This window comes from Paraburkholderia aromaticivorans (genome assembly GCF_002278075.1).
GTDB lineage: Bacteria > Pseudomonadota > Gammaproteobacteria > Burkholderiales > Burkholderiaceae > Paraburkholderia > Paraburkholderia aromaticivorans.
The window spans coordinates 2,611,352-2,630,510 of sequence record NZ_CP022990.1; the positions used below are offsets into that span (position 1 = coordinate 2,611,352).

The following is a 19,159-nucleotide window of genomic DNA, read 5'->3' on the forward strand; positions in this document are numbered from 1 at the left end:
CGATAACCGGGCAACGCGCGCCGGAGTCAGCCATTGCTTGCGGCGACGTGCTTCGCCACTCTGACAAATCCGCTCACCGACACCGTTAAACCCGTTGCACCGGCGTTGTTTGACAATGAGAGCGTCAGTCCTTGTCGCTGAGCGATACGGGCCGCAATGGCGAGTCCCAATCCGCTGCCTGTTCCCCTCGTGTGCTCACCGCGGTAGAAGCGGTCGAGCACACGCTCCATGTCGTGCTCGGGAATGCCGGGCCCGTTGTCCACCACGTCGAAGCCGAGGCGATCCGCGGTGAGGGTGAGCACGACGTCGACCTTGCCTCCTCGCGGTGTGTAGCGGATCGCATTGTCGATCAGATTATTCAGCAGCACGCTTACCCCATGGGGATCCGCCAGCACGTCGCATGTATCGTTTTGCGTCACCGGAGGCCGGAACTCCAGGCCCAGGTCGATTTGCCGCTCTTCCGCCAACAGGGAAAAATCGCTGACTGCCTGCTCGCCGATTCTCCTCAAGCTGACCGTTATGCCTTCGTTTGCAGGCTGCGCATCTTCTCTCGCAAGAGTCAGAAGTTGTTGAACGAGCCGGATGATGCGATTGAGCCGCGTGTCGATGCGCTCGATGGTTCGGCCATCGTCTTTCAGCGTGCCGTTGTTCGACGCTGCCTGCAACTGCAGTTTCAGCGCGGCAAGCGGCGAGCGAAGCTCGTGGGCGGCATCCGCAATGAATGTGCGTTGCGCCTGTGAGGCGGCGTTCAGACGCTGCAGGAGGTCGTTCAATGCATCGACGAGCGGCCGGATTTCGACAGGCACATTGCCGTCGATACGCAATGGTTCGAGAGAATCGAGCGAACGCGTGGCGAGCGAACGCGATAATCCGCCAATCGGCGCGAGGCCTCTCGCAACGACGAGCAGCACGAGTACGATGGTGACAGGCATTAGCACACCCAGCGGCCATAACGTATGGAGCGCGAGATGCAGCGCCAGTGCTTCTCGTACAGAGACCGGTTGCGCCACCTGCACGAAACGATCCGACTGTTGCAAGCCCAGCACGCGCCAGTGACCCTCGCCCCGTTCGATGGTGCGAATACCCGCCGGCAGACGCGCGAGGACCGGCGTGTGCCGCGAGTGGTAAACGAGCGCGCCGCCTTTGTCCCATATCTCGATCAGAATCCGGTCGTCGGAAATACCTTCGAACTCCGCACCTTGCCGGTCGACTGTTTCCGCGGTTTCGAGATTCGACGGCAACGACAGGGCGACGGTCCGCAGTTCATAGTCGAACAGTTCATTTGCCTCCTCGCGGGCCGTATGAAAAATGCCGAACGCGGCAATAGCGGAGGCGGCGGCGAGGCCGCAGATCAGCCAGCCGAGCAGCCAGCGGCGGATCGACGTCATTCACGCCTCTTCAGACGATAGCCGACGCCGCGCACCGTCACGATCTGCTCCGCGCCGATCTTGCGCCGCAGGCTGTGCACGTGCACTTCGATCGTGTTGCTGCCGACTTCTTCGCCCCAACCATACAGCTTGTCTTCGAGTTCAGACCGGGTGAACACGCGCGAGGGCTCTTCGATCAGCGCCTGCAGCAGCGCGAACTCGCGCGGCACGAGCGGCACCGGCACACCGCCTTTGCTCACTTCATGCGCGGCTGGATCGAGCGTCAGTTCGCCATGCGAATAGACGGGCTGTTTCTGGCCGGTGCGCCGCCGCAGCAATGCCCGTGCTCTTGCTGCCAGCTCATCGAGATCGAAGGGCTTGATCAGGTAGTCGTCGGCGCCTGCGTCGAGTCCGCGAATGCGCTCGGTCACGGAGTCGCGTGCCGTCAGAATGATGACGGGCGCCTGGCCTCCCTGTTTGCGGTAGCTATTGAGCAGGTCGATACCGTCTTTCTTTGGCAGGCCGAGGTCCAGCAGGACAAGGTCGTACACGCCATTGCCAAGCGACAACTCGGCCGCCCGGCCGTCTTGCGCCCAGTCGATTGCATATCCCTCGCGCCCCATCGATTCGAGCACGGTTTCCGCAATCATTTCATCGTCTTCCACCAGAAGCAGACGCATCGGCCCCCCTTGCGTTGTCACCATCCGACATTGTCGCGCATCCGGAATTAACGTTTCCTTAAGCGAATGTTAAGCGTTCGGTCAATATTATCCGGTTCTGTGTCAGAAGACGCGTTGGGGCGCCGTGCACGCCGCCGCATTGCGGGCCAGGAGAAAGCGGCACGGGAACAGGCGAGGCGCCGGTCGGCACACTGTGCATGCGCGGCCTAGTGGTGGGTGAAAAGCCCGGCTGCCGTGCCGGATGACGGAACATGGCCGGCCGGCATGCGCGATTCTGACGATCCGCCCGATTGCGGGCCATAACCCGTCGCACTGGCCGATTCGTTCAGGCTTGCGTTTTGCTGAGTACCCGGATAGCCGATCTTGGATTGATGCAGGGTGTGGTTTTGCTCGGCTTGAACTGTCTGCGCCTGCACCTCGGTGCGTGTGAGCGGACCGTTCGTCGTCTGTGCGACGGCCGCGACAGGCACTGTGGCGGCAATGGCAAGCATGCTGATGGAGAGGAAGCGTTTCATGGTGAATTTTCCTTCGGAGTCTGAATGGACAAGCCAGAGCTTCACGCCTCGAGTCTTGCGCGCAGATCTGGACCTCCACGTCGCGGTGTCTTGAGACGTCATTGTCAGAGTACGTGTTCTACCTTAGGTGACGCTTATCCGGCTTCCGTGATGACGGCTTCAGATTCTGCGCGGGCGTTCGGCATGACATTCGTGTGTTAAGTCGCTCGATCGGCCTGGTTAAGCGAGTGTTAACCTTTGCCGGTCCATATTCGTCGGGCGCGAACGCATGAGCAGCCTTCAATGAAAAGGAGTGTGATATGAAAGGAAGCACTGTGAGCTTTGCCAGCCAGGCTGTCAGCAAGGTTCCCGAAGTGACGATCGGATTCTGGGTGATCAAGGTGGCCGCGACGACGCTGGGTGAAACCGGCGGCGATTGGGTATCGATGTCGCTGAATCTCGGCTACCTGGTCGGCTCGGCGATCTTCCTCGTGTTGTTCATTGGCCTCGTTTCCGCACAGGTCAAGGCAGCGGAGTTCCATCGCTTCCTGTATTGGGCGACGATTGTCGCCACCACCACGTTGGGCACGACACTGGCGGACTTCGCGGATCGGTCGCTGGGAGTCGGTTATCCCGGCGGCACCACCGTTGTCGTTGCCTTGTTGATCGGCAGTCTGGCCATCTGGTATCGGTCGGAGGGCACGGTCTCGGTCGAGAGCATCGTTACCGCCAAGGCCGAATGGTTTTACTGGATCACGATCCTGTTTTCGCAAACGCTCGGCACGGCGCTCGGCGACTGGGTAGCGGGTGAAGACCGCGGCGGGCTCGGTATTGGCTACGAATACGGCGCGATGCTCTTCGGAGCCGGCCTGATCGTCGTCGCCGCGCTTTATTTCTGGACGCGTGTCTCGCGCACGGCGCTCTTCTGGGCAGCGTTTATTTTGACCCGGCCACTCGGCGCGACGTTGGGGGACTTCCTCGATAAGCCGGTGGCGCAGGGCGGACTGCACGTGAGTCGTCTGTATGCGTCCGCTCTGCTGCTCGCGTTTATTGTGGCGTGTATCGTGCTGATTCCGCAGCGCTCCATCCGGAGCGAGCCGGCTGCGTGACCATGCGCCCGTGTGAAAGGCCGGCAGGGAGCGCATTGCGAACGCCGGCCACCCGGATAGAAGGCCCTATACTCGACACTCCGCCATACAAACGTGTTATCCGCTCCTCCCTTCTCGTGATCCACCGATCCCAACGCATAGCTGTTGCACCGATCCGTTCCGGCCTATTCTGCTGAATACATCGAGCCGCAGCGAAGCGGCGGTCCGCAACGCTTCGAGTGGAGAGTTACCGACATGACTGACCCGCTGTCCCCATCCGCGATTCCGATTCTCGAAGCCGGCATGCAGGCGCCGGATTTCACGTTGCAGGCCACGCCCGACCAGAAGATCTCACTATCCGAGCTACGCGGCGCGCCGGTGGTCATTGCGTTCTATCCGGCCGACTGGAGCCCCGTTTGCGGCGACGAACTTGGCCTGTTCAATGCCGCGCTCGCTGCGATCCACCGTTTGGGGGCGCAACTGATCGCCATTTCCGTCGATAGTGCGTGGTCGCATACGGCGTATGCGACCGAACGCAAGCTTCATTTTCCGCTGCTCGCGGACTTCGAGCCGAAGGGCGAAGTCGCGCGCAGCTATGGCGTGTACCGCGCGAAGGAAGGCGTGTGCGAGCGCGCGTTGTTCGTACTCGATGGAGACGGCATTGTCCGGTGGGCCTATGTCTCTCCCATTACGGTGAACCCCGGCGTCGACGGAATACTCGGCGCACTCGAGCAACTGCACACTGCCACGAAACAGGACACGCCATGAGCCATCTTTCACCGCCGGTCGGATCCCTGGACCACACCCAGGGGGCCGTCGACGCGCCCGTCACGCTGGTCGAGTACGGCGATTTCGAATGTCCCTATTGCGGGGCGATGTACGGTGTGGTCAAGGCGGTGCAGCAAGCCATGGGCGCGCAACTCCGTTTCGTCTTCCGGCACTTCCCGTTGACGGATATGCACGCCCACGCGCTGCACGCCGCGCAGTTTTCGGAAGCCGCGGCTACGAAAGGCAAGTTCTGGGAAGCGCATGACGTCCTGTACGAAAACCAGACGGCACTCAGCGACACGGAATTAACTCGCTATGCGGCGCAACTCGGTCTGCACGCCTCTGATCTGGACACGGCGTTCGAAGGCGCCTACGACGAGCGTATCCAGCATGATTTCGACAGCGGCCTGCGCAGCGGCGTGAACGGCACGCCCACGTTGTTCATCAACGGCCAGCGTTATGACGGCGACCGAGACGCTGAAACTTTGCTCGAAGCGCTGCGTGCGGCTGCCCGTCACGCGTGAGTTGGCGGATTGAGGAAAGGGCGGCAAGGTCAACCTTGCCGCCCTTTTTTACGCGAAGCCTGGCGAACGAAGCTCATCCGCACGCGTTGCGCGATGCGGATGACGAATCTCCCGGACCGCTAAACGTCGATCAGCTTGCGCAGGCTTTCGCCGGCAAGAGGCAGATCGCGCAGGCGCTTGCCGGTCGCATCGAACAGCGCATTGCCGACCGCGCCCGCGGTCGGCCCCATCGACGCCTCCGCCGCGCCGAGGAACGGCGCGCCGGGCCGGTCGATCAAATGCACATTGACGCTGCGCGGCACCGCGGAGAAGCGCAGAATCGGATAGCTGCTCCAGTCGAAGCTGCGGATGCGCTTCGTATCGAACTGCAACTGCTCATACAGCGTCCAGCTTGCCGACTGAATCACGCCGCCCTCGATCTGATTGCGGATGCCGTCGGGATTGACGATCTGTCCGGAGTCCACCGCAACTTCAGCGTGCTCGAGCACCACCTGGCCGGTTTCGGGCACGACGGACACCTCGACGGCGATCGCGACATAGGCCATCAGGTTCTTGTACTTGGCGAACGCAAAGCCTACGCCGTGATTGCGCTTGCGGGGCGTACGCGGCCAGCCGAATTTCGCGGCGGCGAGCTTGATTACGTCGCGCGCGCGCGGGTCCTGCATGTGCTTCAGCCGAAACGCGACGGGGTCGCTGCCGGCCGCGGCGGCCAATTCGTCCATGAAGGTCTCGATCGTGAACACGTTCATGTGCGCGCCCAGCGAACGCATGGCCGACGTATGCAGCGGCATGGTCGGCGAGAAGTTGTTCATCACGTGCAGGTTCGGCAATGCGTAAAGCGGGATCGCGTTGCGATCGCCGCCGCCTTCGGGCTGCACCATCGGCACCGAGGGCGCCGGCGCGAAAGGCTGCTCCAGCATCTGCGCCGGTATGAGCCGGCCGGCATTGACGATCCGCTCGTTGTGCGAACTGCTCCACAGCGCGTAGTTCCAATCGACGATGCTGCCGCCCGAATCGAGTGAAGCGCCGACTTCGGTCACCATCGCGGGTGTGTAGTGATCCCAGGTATGTTCCTGTTCGCGCATCCATTGCACGCGCACCGGCTGACCGTCCATTTCGCGCGCGATCAACGCGGCGTGCGCGGCCACGTCGTCCGCGCCGTTGTGGCCGTAGCAGCCCGAGCCTTCGACATGAATGCAGCGGACCTTGTCTTTCGGCATGGCGAGCATCTCGGCGAGCCCGTCACGCAGCGGATAGACCCCTTGCGAATGGGTCCAGACGGTCAGGTCGCCGTCCTTGAACAGCGCGACCGAGCAGGACGGCCCGATCGAGCCGTGCATCATGTAGCGCTTGGTGTATGTCGCGTGAAGCGTTTTGACGGCCGCGCCGGTGGCTGTGTGCGTGTTGGCGATCTCGATGTGTTCGGTGGCGATCGCCTTCAGATCGCGATGCACGGTGGCGGGATCTGGCAGCGCGCGTCCGGCCGTCCACCGGCTTGCCGCGGCGAGCGCGCGTTGCGCCTGCACCGCCTGCCATTCGCCTTTGGCGACCACGGCGAGCATGCTGCCGTTGCGGATCACCGTGAGGACGCCCGGCATCTTCAGAATCGCGGGTGTGTCCGTCTGCAGGAGCCGCGCCTCGTAGACGGGCGGCATGACCACGCGGGCGTGCACCATGCCCGGCATCGTCATGTCCTGGACGTAACTCACGCCGCCAGTCACCTTGCGAGGAATGTCGACGCGCGGCAACGAGGTGCCGATCATGTCGAACGTCGCGGGATTCTTCAGTGGCGAGACGGGCGAGGCCATGCGATGCAGGTCGACGAGGCCAACCGCTTCGCCATAGGTCATGCTTCGGCCATCCGGCGCCTTGATCACCGCATTGCGCACGCTCAGCACGGTGCTGGCGACGCCGAAGTGCCGTGCGGCGGCATCGACCAGCAGCCCCCGCACCTGAGCCGAGGCGTTCAGCAGCGCGCTGCCGCTGTCGGCGATCGTGTGGCTGCCCGCCGTGAGCCCTTCGTCGGGTGATGCGCCAGTGTCGGCGGTGAGGAACGTGATCAGCGAGGGCGCCATGTCGAGCTCTTCCGCGGCGATCTGCAAGAGCGCGGTGCGTACGCCGGTGCCCAGTTCCACCTTGCCGGTGTATACGGTGACCTTGCCCGTCCGATCGATTTTGATCCACGAATCCAGGTACGGATTGGTCTTCAGGCTGCCGGCGAGCGTCTGGGTTTCCTTGCCGATGTGCACGGCGGCGCCTTCGTCCGCGATCACTTCCTGAGCCATCGCGCTCACACCCGGAACCATGCTGAAGCTTACGACGAGCGCGCCGGAGAGCATGAAGCGGCGGCGTCCTTCGTTGATTTCTTCGTCCTTGATGCTCATTGCGCGCCTCCGTGACTCGCTGCGCCCTGGGGCCTCGTTGCTGCGGCATCGCCGGCCGGCAGATGCGCGACCTCGCGGATCGCGGCGAGAATGCGGGTGTGCGTGCCGCAACGGCAGAGGTTCGGCTCCATATGGTCGAGCAGCTCGCGCTCGGTGGGCCGCGGATTGCGATCGAGCAGCGCCTGCGCGCGCATGATCATGCCGGCGATGCAATAGCCGCACTGCGCCGCCTGATGATCGATGAACGCCTTTTGCAGCGGGCCGGGGTGCTCGATCGTGCCGAGACTTTCGATCGTGCGCACGGGCCGCTTGCCGATCGACGAAACCGGAACCAGGCACGAGAACACCGCTTCGCCCTCCACGATCACGGTGCAGGCGCCGCATTGTCCGAGGCCGCAGCCGAACTTCGCGCCATGCAGTTGCAAGTCGTTACGCAGCGCATAAAGCAGGGGCGTGGAAGGATCGATATCGAGCGCGTGCTGCACGCCATTCACAGTCAGATTGATCATCGCGCGTGGTTCTCCTTTCTGAGCTTGGCCGCCATCGCCTCGACGTCCTGCCATGGGCCCCGCTGCGAATAGGTCGCGCGAAGGTAGGCAGCAAGATCGGCGATCTGCTGGTCGTTGTAGATCTGGCCGAAGGCGGGCATATAGTTCTCGCTGTCTTCGCCGTGCCAGCCGTTGCCGCTCAGCATCATCTGAATCGCGTTGCGTGGCGTCGCGGCATTGACGGCGGTGCTGAACGCGAGCGTGGGGCGCTCGCCGATCGACTGCATCGGCGCGGCGGGTCCGTGGCACTGCGCGCAGGAGGCGGCGAACAGCGTCGCGCCGCGTTGCGCGCCCGGCGTACTCCCGGCCTCGGCAGCGGCAGGGGCGTTCGCAGGGGCCGGTTGCGGTTTCTGGATCGACAGCAGGTAAGTGGCGATGGCCTGCACGTCCTCCACGGGCACGGTGGCGAGATCGCGCGTGACGGGCAGCATTGGGCCGGCTGCCGCGCCGTGTTCGTCGGCGCGGCCCGTACGCAGATAGGTCACGAGCTGATCTTTCGTCCACGGCCTGGGCGCCGCGCCGAGCGCGTTGAGCGCGGGCGCTTCCCAACCGTCGACCACGCCGCCGTCGAATGCACGTCCCGACTGTTCACCGCCGATCGCATTGAGTGGCGAATGACACGATGCGCAGTGGCCGAGGCCATCCACCAGCAACTTGCCGCGGTTCCACACGGCGTCCTTCGACGCATCCGGCTGCTGCGCGCCGGGATGCAGGAACAGCACGTTCCAGAAAGCCAGCAAAGGCCGGAAGTTGAGCGGGAAAATCAGTTCGTTGGCGGGCGCGACCGCGTTGACCGGCTCACGGGTCATCAGATACGCGTAGGCGGCCGAAATGTCCGTGTCGGACATGCGCGTGAAATGAATATACGGAAACGCCGGATACAGCAGATGCCCGTCACGCGCGACGCCATGACGGAGCGCGCGCGTGAAGGCTTCGAGCGACCAGTTGCCGATGCCCGTTTCGGCATCCGGCGTGATGTTGGTCGCGTAGATCGTGCCGAACGGCGTGGCGAGCGGCAGGCCGCCGGCGAACGGCTGGCCGCCCTTCGCGGTGTGGCACACGACGCAGTCGCCCAGCGCGACCACGCGCGCGCCCGCGAGCCGCGTCTGCGCATCGAACGAGGTCGCCGGCGGCGGGCTGACCGGCGCGATGGCGGGCTTCCACATCAACAGGACGGCGACGACGAGCGCGGCCACGACGAGCACGCCGCCTCCCGCCAGCAGTCTAGACTTGCGAGTCATTCACGCACCCCTCACCAAAGTCGCGAATCGAACCGGCCGCGCGTCGCGCGCCATATGTTTGCCGCAGCGCCTGGATCATGCTTGCGCCGTGCCTGCTTGCGCGCCCTGGCCGGCGCTGCCGTGGAACGGGTAGTCGATGTAGCCGGCCGCGTCGCCGCCGTACCAGCCGGTCGGCTTCGCGATTGCGAGCGGTGCGCGAGCCGCGATGCGCTCGACCAGATCGGGATTGGCGATATACGCGCGAGCGAACGCCACCAGGTCGGCCTGGCCTTCGCGAATCAAGGTCTCGGCATGATCGACGGAGATCCCGCCGTTGACCATCAGCGTGCCGGAGAACACGCGGCGCATGCGCTCGATGATGCGCGGCAGGTCCGGCTGCCCGCTCCAGCCGTTCGTATCCGCCGCATGCACGTAGGCGACGCCGAACTCGTCGAGCATCCTGCCGACGTAGTCGTAGGTGCCGTCCGGGTCCGCGTCGCGCACGTTGTTGTAGTGCGCGTACGGCGAGATGCGCACGCCGACCTGGTCGAGCGGGACCACCGAGCCGATCTCAGTGAGAATGTCGCGCAGGAAGTTGGCACGGTTCGCCACCGAGCCGCCGTAGCGGTCGTCGCGCGTATTGGTGGTCGACGAGAGGAACTGATGCGGCAGGTAGCCGTTCGCCGCGTGCACTTCGACGCCGTCGAAACCGGCGGCGATCGCGTTGGCCGCGCCCTGCCGGAAGGCGCCGATGGCGAGCCGCACTTCTTCGGGCGACATCGCGCGCGAAGGCGTGGCGTGGATCTTGGTGTACTGGCCGTTGTGCAGTTGCGCCCACACCTGCAGCTGTTCGAGGTCGTCGTTCACGCCCGAAGGCGAGAGCGGCGCTTCGCCGCCGAGCAGCGCGAACGAGCTGACGCGTCCGCCATGCCATAACTGCATGAAGATGCGTCCGCCCGCCGCGTGCACCTGGCTCGTGATATGGCGCCAACCTTCGATCTGCTCTGCCGTAATGATGCCGGGCGTGAGGTCGAACGCCGCCGAGGCCGCACTGACATTGGTGGCTTCCGTGATGATCAACCCGGCCGACGCGCGCTGCACATAGTATTCGGCCATCAGCTCGGTCGGGCGGCCGCGCACCGGCGCGCGCGAGCGGGTCATGGGCGCCATCGCGACGCGGTTCGGCAAGTGCAATCCCGACAGATCGTAGCCGTCGAGCAGGGGCGAAAGGGAGGACATGGTGATTCCTTAATGAGCAATCGGGCGTCGTTCAGGTGAATGACGATGCGGATCAGCGTATCGCCAAGCCCGCGAATTTTCCTGAAGCCACGCTGAAACGTTGTTAAACCGGACCGCGAGCCATCCAGTCATGGCGCGATACGCGTGGCTCAGGCGTGACGGGCGGCGTACGGACGGCCGATCACGAGGTAATGGGCCAGCGCGACGAGCGGAAAGGCCGTGGCGACCGCCGCGACGAGCGGCCAGCCGCCGTGTTCGTAAAGCGGGCTGGCGAGCGCCGACCCGAACGCGCCGCCCACGAAGATGCTCGTCATATACAGCGCGTTCAGGCGATTGCGGCTCGGCGCATGCAACGCGTAGATCTCGCGTTGCCCCAGCACCATGTTCATCTGCACGGCGAAATCGAGCACGATGCCGGTCGCGACGAGGCCGACCACGCCCCACGCCGGATGGATCAACGCGGGCGCATAGGCGAACGCGCCCACCACCAGCGCGATCAGCGTCGCGCGCACCGTGTGGCCGGCATCGGCGAGACGGCCCGCTACCGGCGCCGAGGTCGCGCCGATCGCGCCGACCAGCGCGAAGATGCCGATCTCGGTTTGCGAAAGCCCGAACTGGCGGGTCAGCTCGACGGGGATCGCGGTCCAGAACAGGCTGAACGAAGCGAACATCAGCGCCTGGTAAAACGAACGGTGGCGCAGCACCGGCATCGTGCGGACCAGTTGGCCGAGCGAGCCGATCAGTTCGAAGTAGGTGGCCTGGTGATCGGGCTGACGGCGCGGAATCGTCAGGGCGAGCACGCTGGTGACGATCGCCATCAGCACGGCGGCGGAGCCGAACACCGCGCGCCAGCCGAAGTGCCCGGCCACCACGCTGGAGATCGGCCGCGACAACAGGATGCCGAGCAGCAGGCCGCCCATGATGGTGCCGACCACCTTGCCGCGCGATTCGTCCGGCGCGAGATGCGCGGCGAGCGGAATCAGGATCTGCACGGCAACCGAACTGAAGCCGACCAGCAGCGAGATGCCGAGGAACACGGCCGGTTGCTGCGCGAACGCCGCGGCGGCGAGACTGGCGATCGACACCAGCGCGGTGATGATCATCAGCTTGCGGTTTTCCAGCAAGTCGCCGAGCGGCACGAGAAAGAACAGACCGAATGCATAGCCGATCTGCGTGAGCGAGACGATCAGGCTGGCGGTGCCGCCGGACATGTGGATCGCCGGTGCGATCAGTTCGGTGATCGGTTGCGCGTAGTACAGGTTCGCGACGATAGCGCCGCAGCAGAACGCGAACAACGCGATCAGTCCGCGTGTCAGCTTGACGGGGCTGCGGGCGCCCGTCGCGGTGGATGCCTGGGTTGACATGACGACTCCTTGAAGAAGAGAAACGGAAAACGCGGGTTCAGCGCGCGAGGTTCATCACGCGGTCGCCGAGCGAGATGCCCAGATCGGTCATCAGCCTGCCGCGCTGCAACTGTTGGTTCTCCCAACGTTTCAGCGCTGAATCGATCGTCGCGCCGCCTGGCCATGTCGAGGACAACGCGAGCGCCAGCGCATGCGCATTGGCGGCCGCTTTCGCCGTGCTGCCCGCCGTGTGAGGGCGCGGCACCGACGCGGCGTCGCCGAGCAGCACCGCGCGGCCGAACACCATCTTCGGCGAGCGCAGATCGACGATCGGCTGCATGAAGGGAGCGTCGGTCGCGTCGACGAGGGCGCGGAACGTCGGGCCCAGCAACGCTTGCGCGTCCTCGCGGAGCCGCAGGATGTCGGCGCGCTTGGTCGAGCCCGGCGGCAGTGAAAACGCGCGCCGGATGCCGTGACGATCGACCAGCAATTCCTCGAGCGTTGCCTCGTCGTACTTGCGATACCACACCCAGTTGAAGCGCCGCTCGCCGGCCACGGTCGAATCGTTCTCGCCCGGAATCAGATACGAGAGGCCCGAATGCCCGTCGCCTTGCTGAAACGCGAAGCGGCCGCGCAGCATGTCCGCCGCGTGCAAGGGCAGATCCGGTTCCTCGACGAGGCCGCGCCATGCCACATAGCCCGCATACTGCGGCGCGACTTCGGGCAGCAGGCGTTGCCTGAGCGCCGAGCGGATGCCGTCGGCGCCGATCAGCAGGTCCGCCTGCTCGCTGCGGTCGCTCTCGAACCGCGCGACGATCCGCTCGCCTTCCATGTGGAAGTCGACAAAGGTCTCGCCGGCATGCAGATGAGGCGCGGGCAGCGCGTCTTTCATGGCGCGGTACAGCAGGCCCCACGAGGTCTGCATCTGCGGCATGTAAAGCTGCTCGACCACCCGGTCCTCGCGGTCCAGGTAGATGCGATCGCCCGAGGCCACGCCTGGCGGGTCCGGCAGTTCGATGCCGGCGAAGGCGAGCGCGTCCAGCACGTCCGGCTGCAGCACGACGCCGCCGCCACGGCTTTCGAGCTGGTTCGGCGAGGTCTCGAACACGTCCACGTCCCAGCCGGCCGCGCGCAATGTACTAGCCGTCAGCAAGCCGCCAAGCGATCCGCCGATCACGACGGCACGCGGTTTCTCCAGCGCTCTCATGCTGCCTTCCTTTGCCCTGCCGAACGCAGCGCGTGGATGAAGACCGCGGGCGGCTGCGCGCCGCTGATCACATCGCCGTCGATGCGGATGGTCGGCACGGCCTGAACGCCCAGACTGTCGGCCCGCTTGCGCGCCGCATCGATCTCCTGATTGCCGGCGGTGCTCAGCAAATACGCGCGCACCGCGTCCGCGTCGAAGGCCTGTTGCGCGGCAAGCGCGACCAGCGTGTCGAGCGAGCCGATGTCGCGGCCTTCGCAGAAGTAAGCGGCGTAGATCGCCTGATACAACGCGGCCGTCGCGCGCGGCTCGTTGCGCTGCTGCGCGAACTGCATCAGACGATGCGCGAGACGCGTATTGGGCGTGCGCAGCACCTTGTCGTAATGGAAGCGCGCGCCGGCCGCCAGACCGGCGGCGGTGACCTGCGCATCCATGCTCTGCGAGCGCGCCCAGCTGCCGAACTTCTGGCTGCGATAGGCACGCCGGTCCATGCCTTCGGCCGGCATGGCCGGGTTCAACTCGAACGGCACATAGCGGATCGACACAACCGTGTCCGCACCGGCATCCGTCAGCGCCGACGCGAGATTGCGCTCGCCGATCCAGCACCACGGACAAATGAAGTCGTAATTGATCTCGACCTGAATGGCTTGCATGTCGCATCCCTCATTAGGCAACGGATGCAGCTTATCTGTTGCGTTGCCGGCGGTGAATATGGATAAAATGCAAGCTGGCGTTGCGTTTTTTGCAACCAAACTGTGGATGAGACCGACCATGGACAAATTCCTCGCCGTCAAGACCTTGCTCGAAGTGGCGGACGCCGGCGGCTTTTCGAAGGCTGCTCAACGTCTGGGCGTGGCGACTTCGTCGGTCACGCGCCTGATGGACTCGCTGGAGGCCTCCCTCGGCACCGCGCTGCTGACGCGCACGCCGCGAAAGGTCAGCTTGACGGACGCCGGCATCGCCTACGTCGAACAGGTTGCGAAGGTGCTCGACGATCTGGCCGAGGCAGACGAGAGCGTGTTCGACAGCGGCGCGTCGCCGGTCGGCGCGCTGCGAATTTCGGTTCCGTCCACCTACAGCCGGCTGCGCCTCGCGCCGCACCTCGCGGCCTTTCTCTCCGACAATCCACGCGTATTTCTCGACGTCGTGGTCGCCGACCACTTTGCCGATCTCGCGCTCGACCGGATCGACGTCGCGATCCGGATCGGTCTTGCCGATCGCGACGCCAACCTGATCGTCAAAAAACTGGCGGACAATCCGCGCTACGTGGTGGCGAGCCACGACTACCTCGAACGCAGCGGCACGCCGTCCACGCCGCAGGATCTCGCCGACCACGAGTGCCTGCGCTTCGCCTATGGCGGCGGCTATCGCACTCGCCAGGTCTGGACCTTCCAGCGCGAGGGCGCGGCGCAACGCGTCGACGTGCGCGGGCATCTGCTGTCGAACAATCTCGACATCCTGCTCGAAGCGGTGATGGCGGGACGCGGCATCGCACTGCTGCCCGAATGGCAGGTCGCGGCCGAAATTCGCGCGGGCCGTCTGCTGCGCCTGTTCGAACACTTCGACGCGAGTCCTCATGCGGGAGACGCCGTCGTCTATGCGGCGTATCTCCCCAATCGCCGCCAGTCCAGCAAAGTGCGCGCGCTGGTTCGGTTTCTCGAAACGCGGCTTCGCGCGTCGCTCGAAGGTTGAACGGCGGCGCGCGCCGCGCTCGCTTAGTGGGTCTTTCACCGCGCATTCCACCGGTCTGACTGATCGAAGTCGCGAAAGGGTGATTCAAGGCTGATTGCAGTGTAGGAATGCCGCGCACATAAAGTCCTGCAGAAAACATGAAATGTTCTGAGCGGGCGCCGGCGCTCGGCCGCGCGCCCAAACGCGCTTTGCCGACCATATTGTTTAAGAACTATTAAGGTCGTTCGCCAAGGACTCGGCAAAAACCCGTGGCTAGAATGGGCTCCAGCTTTTCTCGCACTTCAAGCGAGTGCGGCCTGTCCTCCCATGTTCACCAAACCTTTAGGAAGTACAAAGCCATGGCAAATCCGAAACTTGAAGTCCTCACGCCTGCAAACTCGCAGATCATCTTCATCGACCAACAGCCGCAAATGGCTTTTGGAGTCCAGTCCATTGACCGTCAGGTACTCAAGAACAACGTAGTAGGACTCGCGAAGGCGGCGCGGGTGTTTAACATCCCTACCACGATCACGACCGTGGAATCCGAAAGTTTCTCTGGCTATACGTACCCGGAATTGCTGGACGTATTTCCGGAGCACAAGGTGCTCGAACGCTCGTCCATGAACTCGTGGGACGACCAGAAGGTTCGTGACTCGCTTGCTGCGAATGGCCGAAAAAAGGTAGTGGTGGCGGGTCTGTGGACCGAGGTTTGCAACAACACGTTTGCGCTGTGCGCCATGGCCGAGGGCGACTACGAAATCTATATGGTCGCCGACGCGTCGGGCGGGACCTCGAAGGACGCGCACGACTACGCGATGCAGCGGATGATTCAGGCCGGCGTGGTGCCGATGACCTGGCAACAGGTGCTGCTCGAATGGCAACGCGATTGGGCACACAAAGAGACTTACAACGAAGTCATGGCGATTGCCAAAGAGCATTCGGGCGCGTACGGGATGGGCGTGGACTACGCGTACACCATGGTGCACAAGGCTCCCCAGCGCGCGGCGGGGACGCATGAGGTTCTGGCGCCGGTGCCCGCAAAGAAGTAAGCAGCGACGAGCGCCCGCTTCCCATGAATAGCTCCGCGCTTGAAAGCGGAGCGCTCCCTATGAGGATCGCCATGAATTCCAGTACTTCCGAATTGACGCCGGCCGAGGTCGTGTTCTTCAACGGCAAGATCGCCACGCAGGACGACAAGCGTTCATTCGCCGACTCGCTTGCCGTCGCGAACGGCCGGGTCCTCGCTTCGGGTCCGCGCGAGACGGTAATGCGTCACGCCAACGGCAACACGCGCCATGTCGACCTCAAAGGGCGCACGGTCATTCCCGGTCTTAACGACTCGCATCTGCACATCATTCGCGGCGGCCTGAACTTCAATATGGAGTTGCGCTGGGACGGCGTGCCGTCGCTCGCCGACGCGCTCGACATGCTGCGCAAACAGGTGGCGCGCACTCCGGCGCCGCAGTGGGTGCGCGTGGTGGGCGGCTGGAACGAATTCCAGTTTGCCGAGCGGCGCGGCCCGACGCTCGAAGAAATCAACGCGATCGCACCGGACACGCCGGTGTTCATCCTGCATCTGTACGACAGCGCGCTATTGAATGCAGCGGCGCTGCGCGCGGTCGGCTATACCAGGGACACCCCGAACCCGCCGGGCGGCGAGATCCAGCGCGACAAGCGCGGCAATCCGACCGGCATGCTGATCGCCCGGTCCAACGCCGGCCTGCTGTACGCGACGCTCGCAAAAGGCCCGAAGCTCGCGCCGGAAGACCAGCGCAACTCCACGCGCCATTTCATGCGTGAGTTGAACCGCCTCGGCGTGACGAGCGCGATCGACGCGGGCGGCGGCTATCAGGCCTATCCGGACGACTACGCCGTCATCATGGAGATGGCGAAGAAGAGCGAACTGACCGTTCGGATTGCCTACAACCTGTTCACACAGAATGCGAAGAAGGAAATCGAGGACTTCGCCAAGTGGGTGAAGATGACCAAGCCCGGCGAGGGCGACGATTTCCTGCGCGTGAATGGCGCTGGGGAGATGCTGGTGTTTTCCGCCGCGGACTTCGAAGACTTTCTCGAACCGCGCCCGGACTTGCCCGAGTCGCTGGAGACCGAACTGGAAGCGGTCGTCAGGCTGCTGGTGGCGAACCGCTGGCCGTTCCGTCTGCACGCCACCTACAACGAATCGATCGAGCGTTTCCTGAACGTGTTCGAACGCGTGAACGCCGATATTCCGTTCGACGGCCTGCGCTGGTTCTTCGATCACTGCGAGACCATCACGCAGAAGAACATCGACCGGGTGAAGGCGCTCGGCGGCGGCATTGCGATCCAGCACCGGATGGCGTATCAGGGCGAGTACTTCATTCATCAATACGGCGAAGAGGCGGTCAAGCGCACGCCGCCGATCCGCCACATGCTCGACGCCGGCCTGCCGGTCGGCGCGGGCACGGACGCCACGCGCGTCGCGAGTTTCAACCCGTTCGTGTCGCTGTACTGGATGGTGTCGGGCAAGACCGTCGGCGGCACCGCGATGTACGGGAGCGAGAACAAGCTCGACCGAATGGAGGCGTTGCGCCGCTATACGGTGGGCAGTGCATGGTTCTCGAACGAAGAGGAACGCAAGGGCGCGCTGGTACCGGGCCAGTTCGCCGACTTCGCGGTGTTGAGCGAAGACTATTTCACCGTCGACGAGAGCCGCATCAAGTACCTGAGTTCGAACATGACGGTGGTGGGCGGCAAGGTCGTCTATGCGGACGACGAATTCGCGCCGCTCGCACCGCCCGATCTGCCGGTCAGCCCGTCATGGTCGCCGGTGGCGGAATTCGGCGGCTACAGCCGCTATAAGCCGACGGCGGTGGCGTGCGTGGACGGCTGCGTGAATCTGTGCGGCGTGCATGCGCATGCGCACGGCTGGGCATGGCGCAAGAACGTGCCGGTCAGCGATTCGAACGGCTTCTGGGGCGCGTTGGGATGCAGCTGTTTCGCGTTCTGATCACCCTGGCCGCGTAGCGCGAGGCGAGCGAGGACCTTTATGCCGACCCTGACCGACGGCGTGCTGTTCGGGCTGGCCATTCTGGTCCTGGATTTTCTCGCCTGGCGTTTCATGAGCCGCAAGAGCGACCAGACCCGGCTCGCGTTTCGCGCGCTGATGTTCGCTCTGTCGAGCTGCGTGCTGTTCAGTTACGGCATGAACCCGTTGCGCGCGGCGCCCTGGCCGGGCGAGCCGCTGCGTCATCTGCTCGCGCAGGTGCTGGAAATCGTGTGGTGGCTGCAGGGGGCGCGTCTCGTCACGATTCTGCTCGATCGCGTGGTGCTGCCCGAAGCATGGCACAAGGAGCGGCTGTTTCAGGACGTGTTCGGCGCGCTCGTGTTTCTCGCTGCCGCGGTGGGCGCGATCGCTTTCGTGCTGGAGCTGCCGGTGCGCGGCCTGCTCGCCACGTCGGGCGCGCTCGCGGTCGTGCTCGGCCTCGCGATCCAGAGCACGCTGAACGACGTGTTCTCCGGCGTGGTGTTGAACGCGACCGAGCCGTTTCGTCTCGGCGACTGGGTGACGATCGGCGACGTGGAAGGGAAAGTGGTGGAGAGCAACTGGCGCGCGACGAGCCTGCTCAACGGTCAGGGCAACATCGTCGTGATACCGAACAGCGTGGCGGCGCGCGCCCATATCGTCAACGCCAACGAACCGTCGCATACGCATGGCATCAGCGTGGTGCTGCCCATCAAGCCGTCGATCCGTCCGGCGCTGGTGCTGGAGGCGCTCGCCAGCGCGGCCGAAAGCTCACGCGATGTGCTCGACGATCCGAAGCCGGTGGTGAGCGTGCGGCGCGCCACCAACGACGCGATCGAGTACGAGATCGTCTGCTACGTGAGCGAACTGGGCAGGAAGATCGCCGTGCGCAATGAGCTGTTCGATCTCGCGCACCGCCATCTGCTCTCGCGCGGAGTGGTCTTGCGGCCACTGTCGGTGCCCGAGCCCGTGACCGGCGGCACCGCGGACGAAAAGCTGCGGCTTCTGCGCAACGTGCTGATCTTCCAGACGCTGGCGCGCGACGAGCTCGCCGAGCTCGCCGCGAAGCTGACGCAGCACGAGTTCGACGCCGGCGACACGATCTACGCCGCAGCGGATGAAAGCGGCCACGAACTGCACATTCTGGCGCAGGGCGTGGCCAAAGCGGTCGTGGCGAAAGACGGCGGCGAGATCGAGCTGCGCCGGCTCGCGCCGGGCGACTCGATCGGCCAGTCGGGGATTCTCGCCGGTGTGAGAACGGCGGTGGTGGTGCGGGCGCTGACGCGCGCCACGGTTTTCCGGCTCGACAGGAGCGCGTTGACGCCGGTTCTCTCGCGACGCCCGGAGGTGGCCAAGGAGATGTGCCGGCTGCTGTCGGAACACCATGCCACCGAGGAGATGCTGCTGGCCGCACCGGGCAATCTGGAGGAGAGCCCCGGCGGCTTGCTGCAATGGATTCGCGACGGCGTGCGGCGCATCCATGAACTGACGCTTTAAGTGGATTGGCATAAGTCGCGTGGCGATTAAGGGATTTTAAGAATCCGCCAAAGTCTTAATAGATTTATTTCGCTACGCTGCGGTGGATGGTCCCTGGGCTGTCATCGATTCGCCACGCGGGCGGGTCA

General features: G+C 64.4%; 17 protein-coding genes. 7 read left to right on the plus strand and 10 right to left on the minus strand.

Going from position 1 to position 19,159, the window contains the following annotated elements; genetic code table 11:
• Positions 1–26 precede the first annotated feature (26 nt).
• From CJU94_RS31320 to CJU94_RS31330, 3 genes are all read right to left on the minus strand, one after another.
• A complete protein-coding gene (locus CJU94_RS31320; RefSeq protein ID WP_095422411.1) occupies positions 27–1,388 on the minus strand; it encodes an ATP-binding protein in 1,362 nt (453 codons plus the stop codon).
• Complete coding sequence (locus CJU94_RS31325) at positions 1,385–2,047, minus strand: response regulator (protein WP_095422877.1); 663 nt, start codon at positions 2,045–2,047, stop codon at positions 1,385–1,387. The genes CJU94_RS31320 and CJU94_RS31325 overlap by 4 nt, the downstream gene beginning before the upstream one ends.
• A gap of 206 nt (positions 2,048–2,253) precedes the next feature.
• Positions 2,254–2,562 carry a DUF4148 domain-containing protein gene (locus CJU94_RS31330; protein WP_095422412.1) on the minus strand — a complete coding sequence of 103 codons (309 nt, stop codon included), beginning with the start codon at positions 2,560–2,562 and terminating at the stop codon, positions 2,254–2,256.
• Positions 2,563–2,861: 299 nt separating this feature from the next.
• Here CJU94_RS31330 and CJU94_RS31335 point away from each other — a divergent pair, with 299 nt between their 5' ends.
• The 3 genes from CJU94_RS31335 to CJU94_RS31345 all read left to right on the plus strand — a co-directional run bounded on the left by CJU94_RS31335 (position 2,862) and on the right by CJU94_RS31345 (position 4,921).
• Positions 2,862–3,650, plus strand: coding sequence for a COG4705 family protein (locus CJU94_RS31335; protein WP_095422413.1), 789 nt, complete (start codon positions 2,862–2,864; stop codon positions 3,648–3,650).
• Between the two features lie 234 nt (positions 3,651–3,884).
• Complete coding sequence (locus tag CJU94_RS31340) at positions 3,885–4,397, plus strand: redoxin domain-containing protein (RefSeq protein ID WP_095422414.1); 513 nt, start codon at positions 3,885–3,887, stop codon at positions 4,395–4,397.
• A complete protein-coding gene (locus CJU94_RS31345; protein WP_095422415.1) occupies positions 4,394–4,921 on the plus strand; it encodes a DsbA family protein in 528 nt (175 codons plus the stop codon). Before CJU94_RS31340 ends, CJU94_RS31345 begins: the two co-directional genes overlap by 4 nt.
• A 119-nt stretch (positions 4,922–5,040) precedes the next feature.
• On the opposite strand, the gene CJU94_RS31350 is transcribed toward CJU94_RS31345, so the two are convergent.
• From CJU94_RS31350 to CJU94_RS31380, 7 genes are all read right to left on the minus strand, one after another.
• A complete protein-coding gene (locus tag CJU94_RS31350) occupies positions 5,041–7,305 on the minus strand; it encodes a xanthine dehydrogenase family protein molybdopterin-binding subunit (RefSeq protein ID WP_095422416.1) in 2,265 nt (754 codons plus the stop codon).
• Positions 7,302–7,814, minus strand: coding sequence for a (2Fe-2S)-binding protein (locus CJU94_RS31355; protein ID WP_095422417.1), 513 nt, complete (start codon positions 7,812–7,814; stop codon positions 7,302–7,304). The genes CJU94_RS31350 and CJU94_RS31355 overlap by 4 nt, the downstream gene beginning before the upstream one ends.
• Positions 7,811–9,094, minus strand: a complete 1,284-nt coding sequence (locus CJU94_RS31360) for a c-type cytochrome (protein WP_095422418.1) — start codon at positions 9,092–9,094, stop codon at positions 7,811–7,813. Before CJU94_RS31360 ends, CJU94_RS31355 begins: the two co-directional genes overlap by 4 nt.
• A 75-nt stretch (positions 9,095–9,169) precedes the next feature.
• Positions 9,170–10,312 carry an alkene reductase gene (locus CJU94_RS31365; RefSeq protein ID WP_095422419.1) on the minus strand — a complete coding sequence of 381 codons (1,143 nt, stop codon included), beginning with the start codon at positions 10,310–10,312 and terminating at the stop codon, positions 9,170–9,172.
• A 149-nt stretch (positions 10,313–10,461) separates the two neighbouring features.
• Positions 10,462–11,676, minus strand: a complete 1,215-nt coding sequence (locus CJU94_RS31370) for an MFS transporter (RefSeq protein WP_095422420.1) — start codon at positions 11,674–11,676, stop codon at positions 10,462–10,464.
• A 37-nt stretch (positions 11,677–11,713) separates the two neighbouring features.
• On the minus strand, positions 11,714–12,862 hold the full coding sequence (locus tag CJU94_RS31375; protein ID WP_095422421.1) for an FAD binding domain-containing protein: 1,149 nt from the start codon (positions 12,860–12,862) through the stop codon (positions 11,714–11,716).
• The gene (locus tag CJU94_RS31380) at positions 12,859–13,512 is read right to left on the minus strand and encodes a DsbA family oxidoreductase (protein ID WP_095422422.1); all 654 of its coding nucleotides are present in this window, start codon (positions 13,510–13,512) and stop codon (positions 12,859–12,861) included. The genes CJU94_RS31375 and CJU94_RS31380 overlap by 4 nt, the downstream gene beginning before the upstream one ends.
• 118 nt (positions 13,513–13,630) lie before the next feature.
• Here CJU94_RS31380 and CJU94_RS31385 point away from each other — a divergent pair, with 118 nt between their 5' ends.
• The 4 genes from CJU94_RS31385 to CJU94_RS31400 all read left to right on the plus strand — a co-directional run bounded on the left by CJU94_RS31385 (position 13,631) and on the right by CJU94_RS31400 (position 19,031).
• Positions 13,631–14,551: a LysR family transcriptional regulator gene (locus CJU94_RS31385; RefSeq protein ID WP_095422878.1), complete on the plus strand. Its 921-nt coding sequence runs from the start codon at positions 13,631–13,633 to the stop codon at positions 14,549–14,551.
• 338 nt (positions 14,552–14,889) lie between these two features.
• On the plus strand, positions 14,890–15,579 hold the full coding sequence (locus tag CJU94_RS31390; protein WP_095422423.1) for a hydrolase: 690 nt from the start codon (positions 14,890–14,892) through the stop codon (positions 15,577–15,579).
• Positions 15,580–15,650: 71 nt separating this feature from the next.
• Positions 15,651–17,519, plus strand: coding sequence for an amidohydrolase (locus CJU94_RS31395; protein WP_095422424.1), 1,869 nt, complete (start codon positions 15,651–15,653; stop codon positions 17,517–17,519).
• Between the two features lie 39 nt (positions 17,520–17,558).
• Positions 17,559–19,031 (plus strand): mechanosensitive ion channel family protein, encoded by a 1,473-nt coding sequence (locus tag CJU94_RS31400; protein WP_095422425.1) that lies wholly within the window; start codon positions 17,559–17,561, stop codon positions 19,029–19,031.
• The last annotated feature ends 128 nt before the right edge of the window (positions 19,032–19,159 follow it).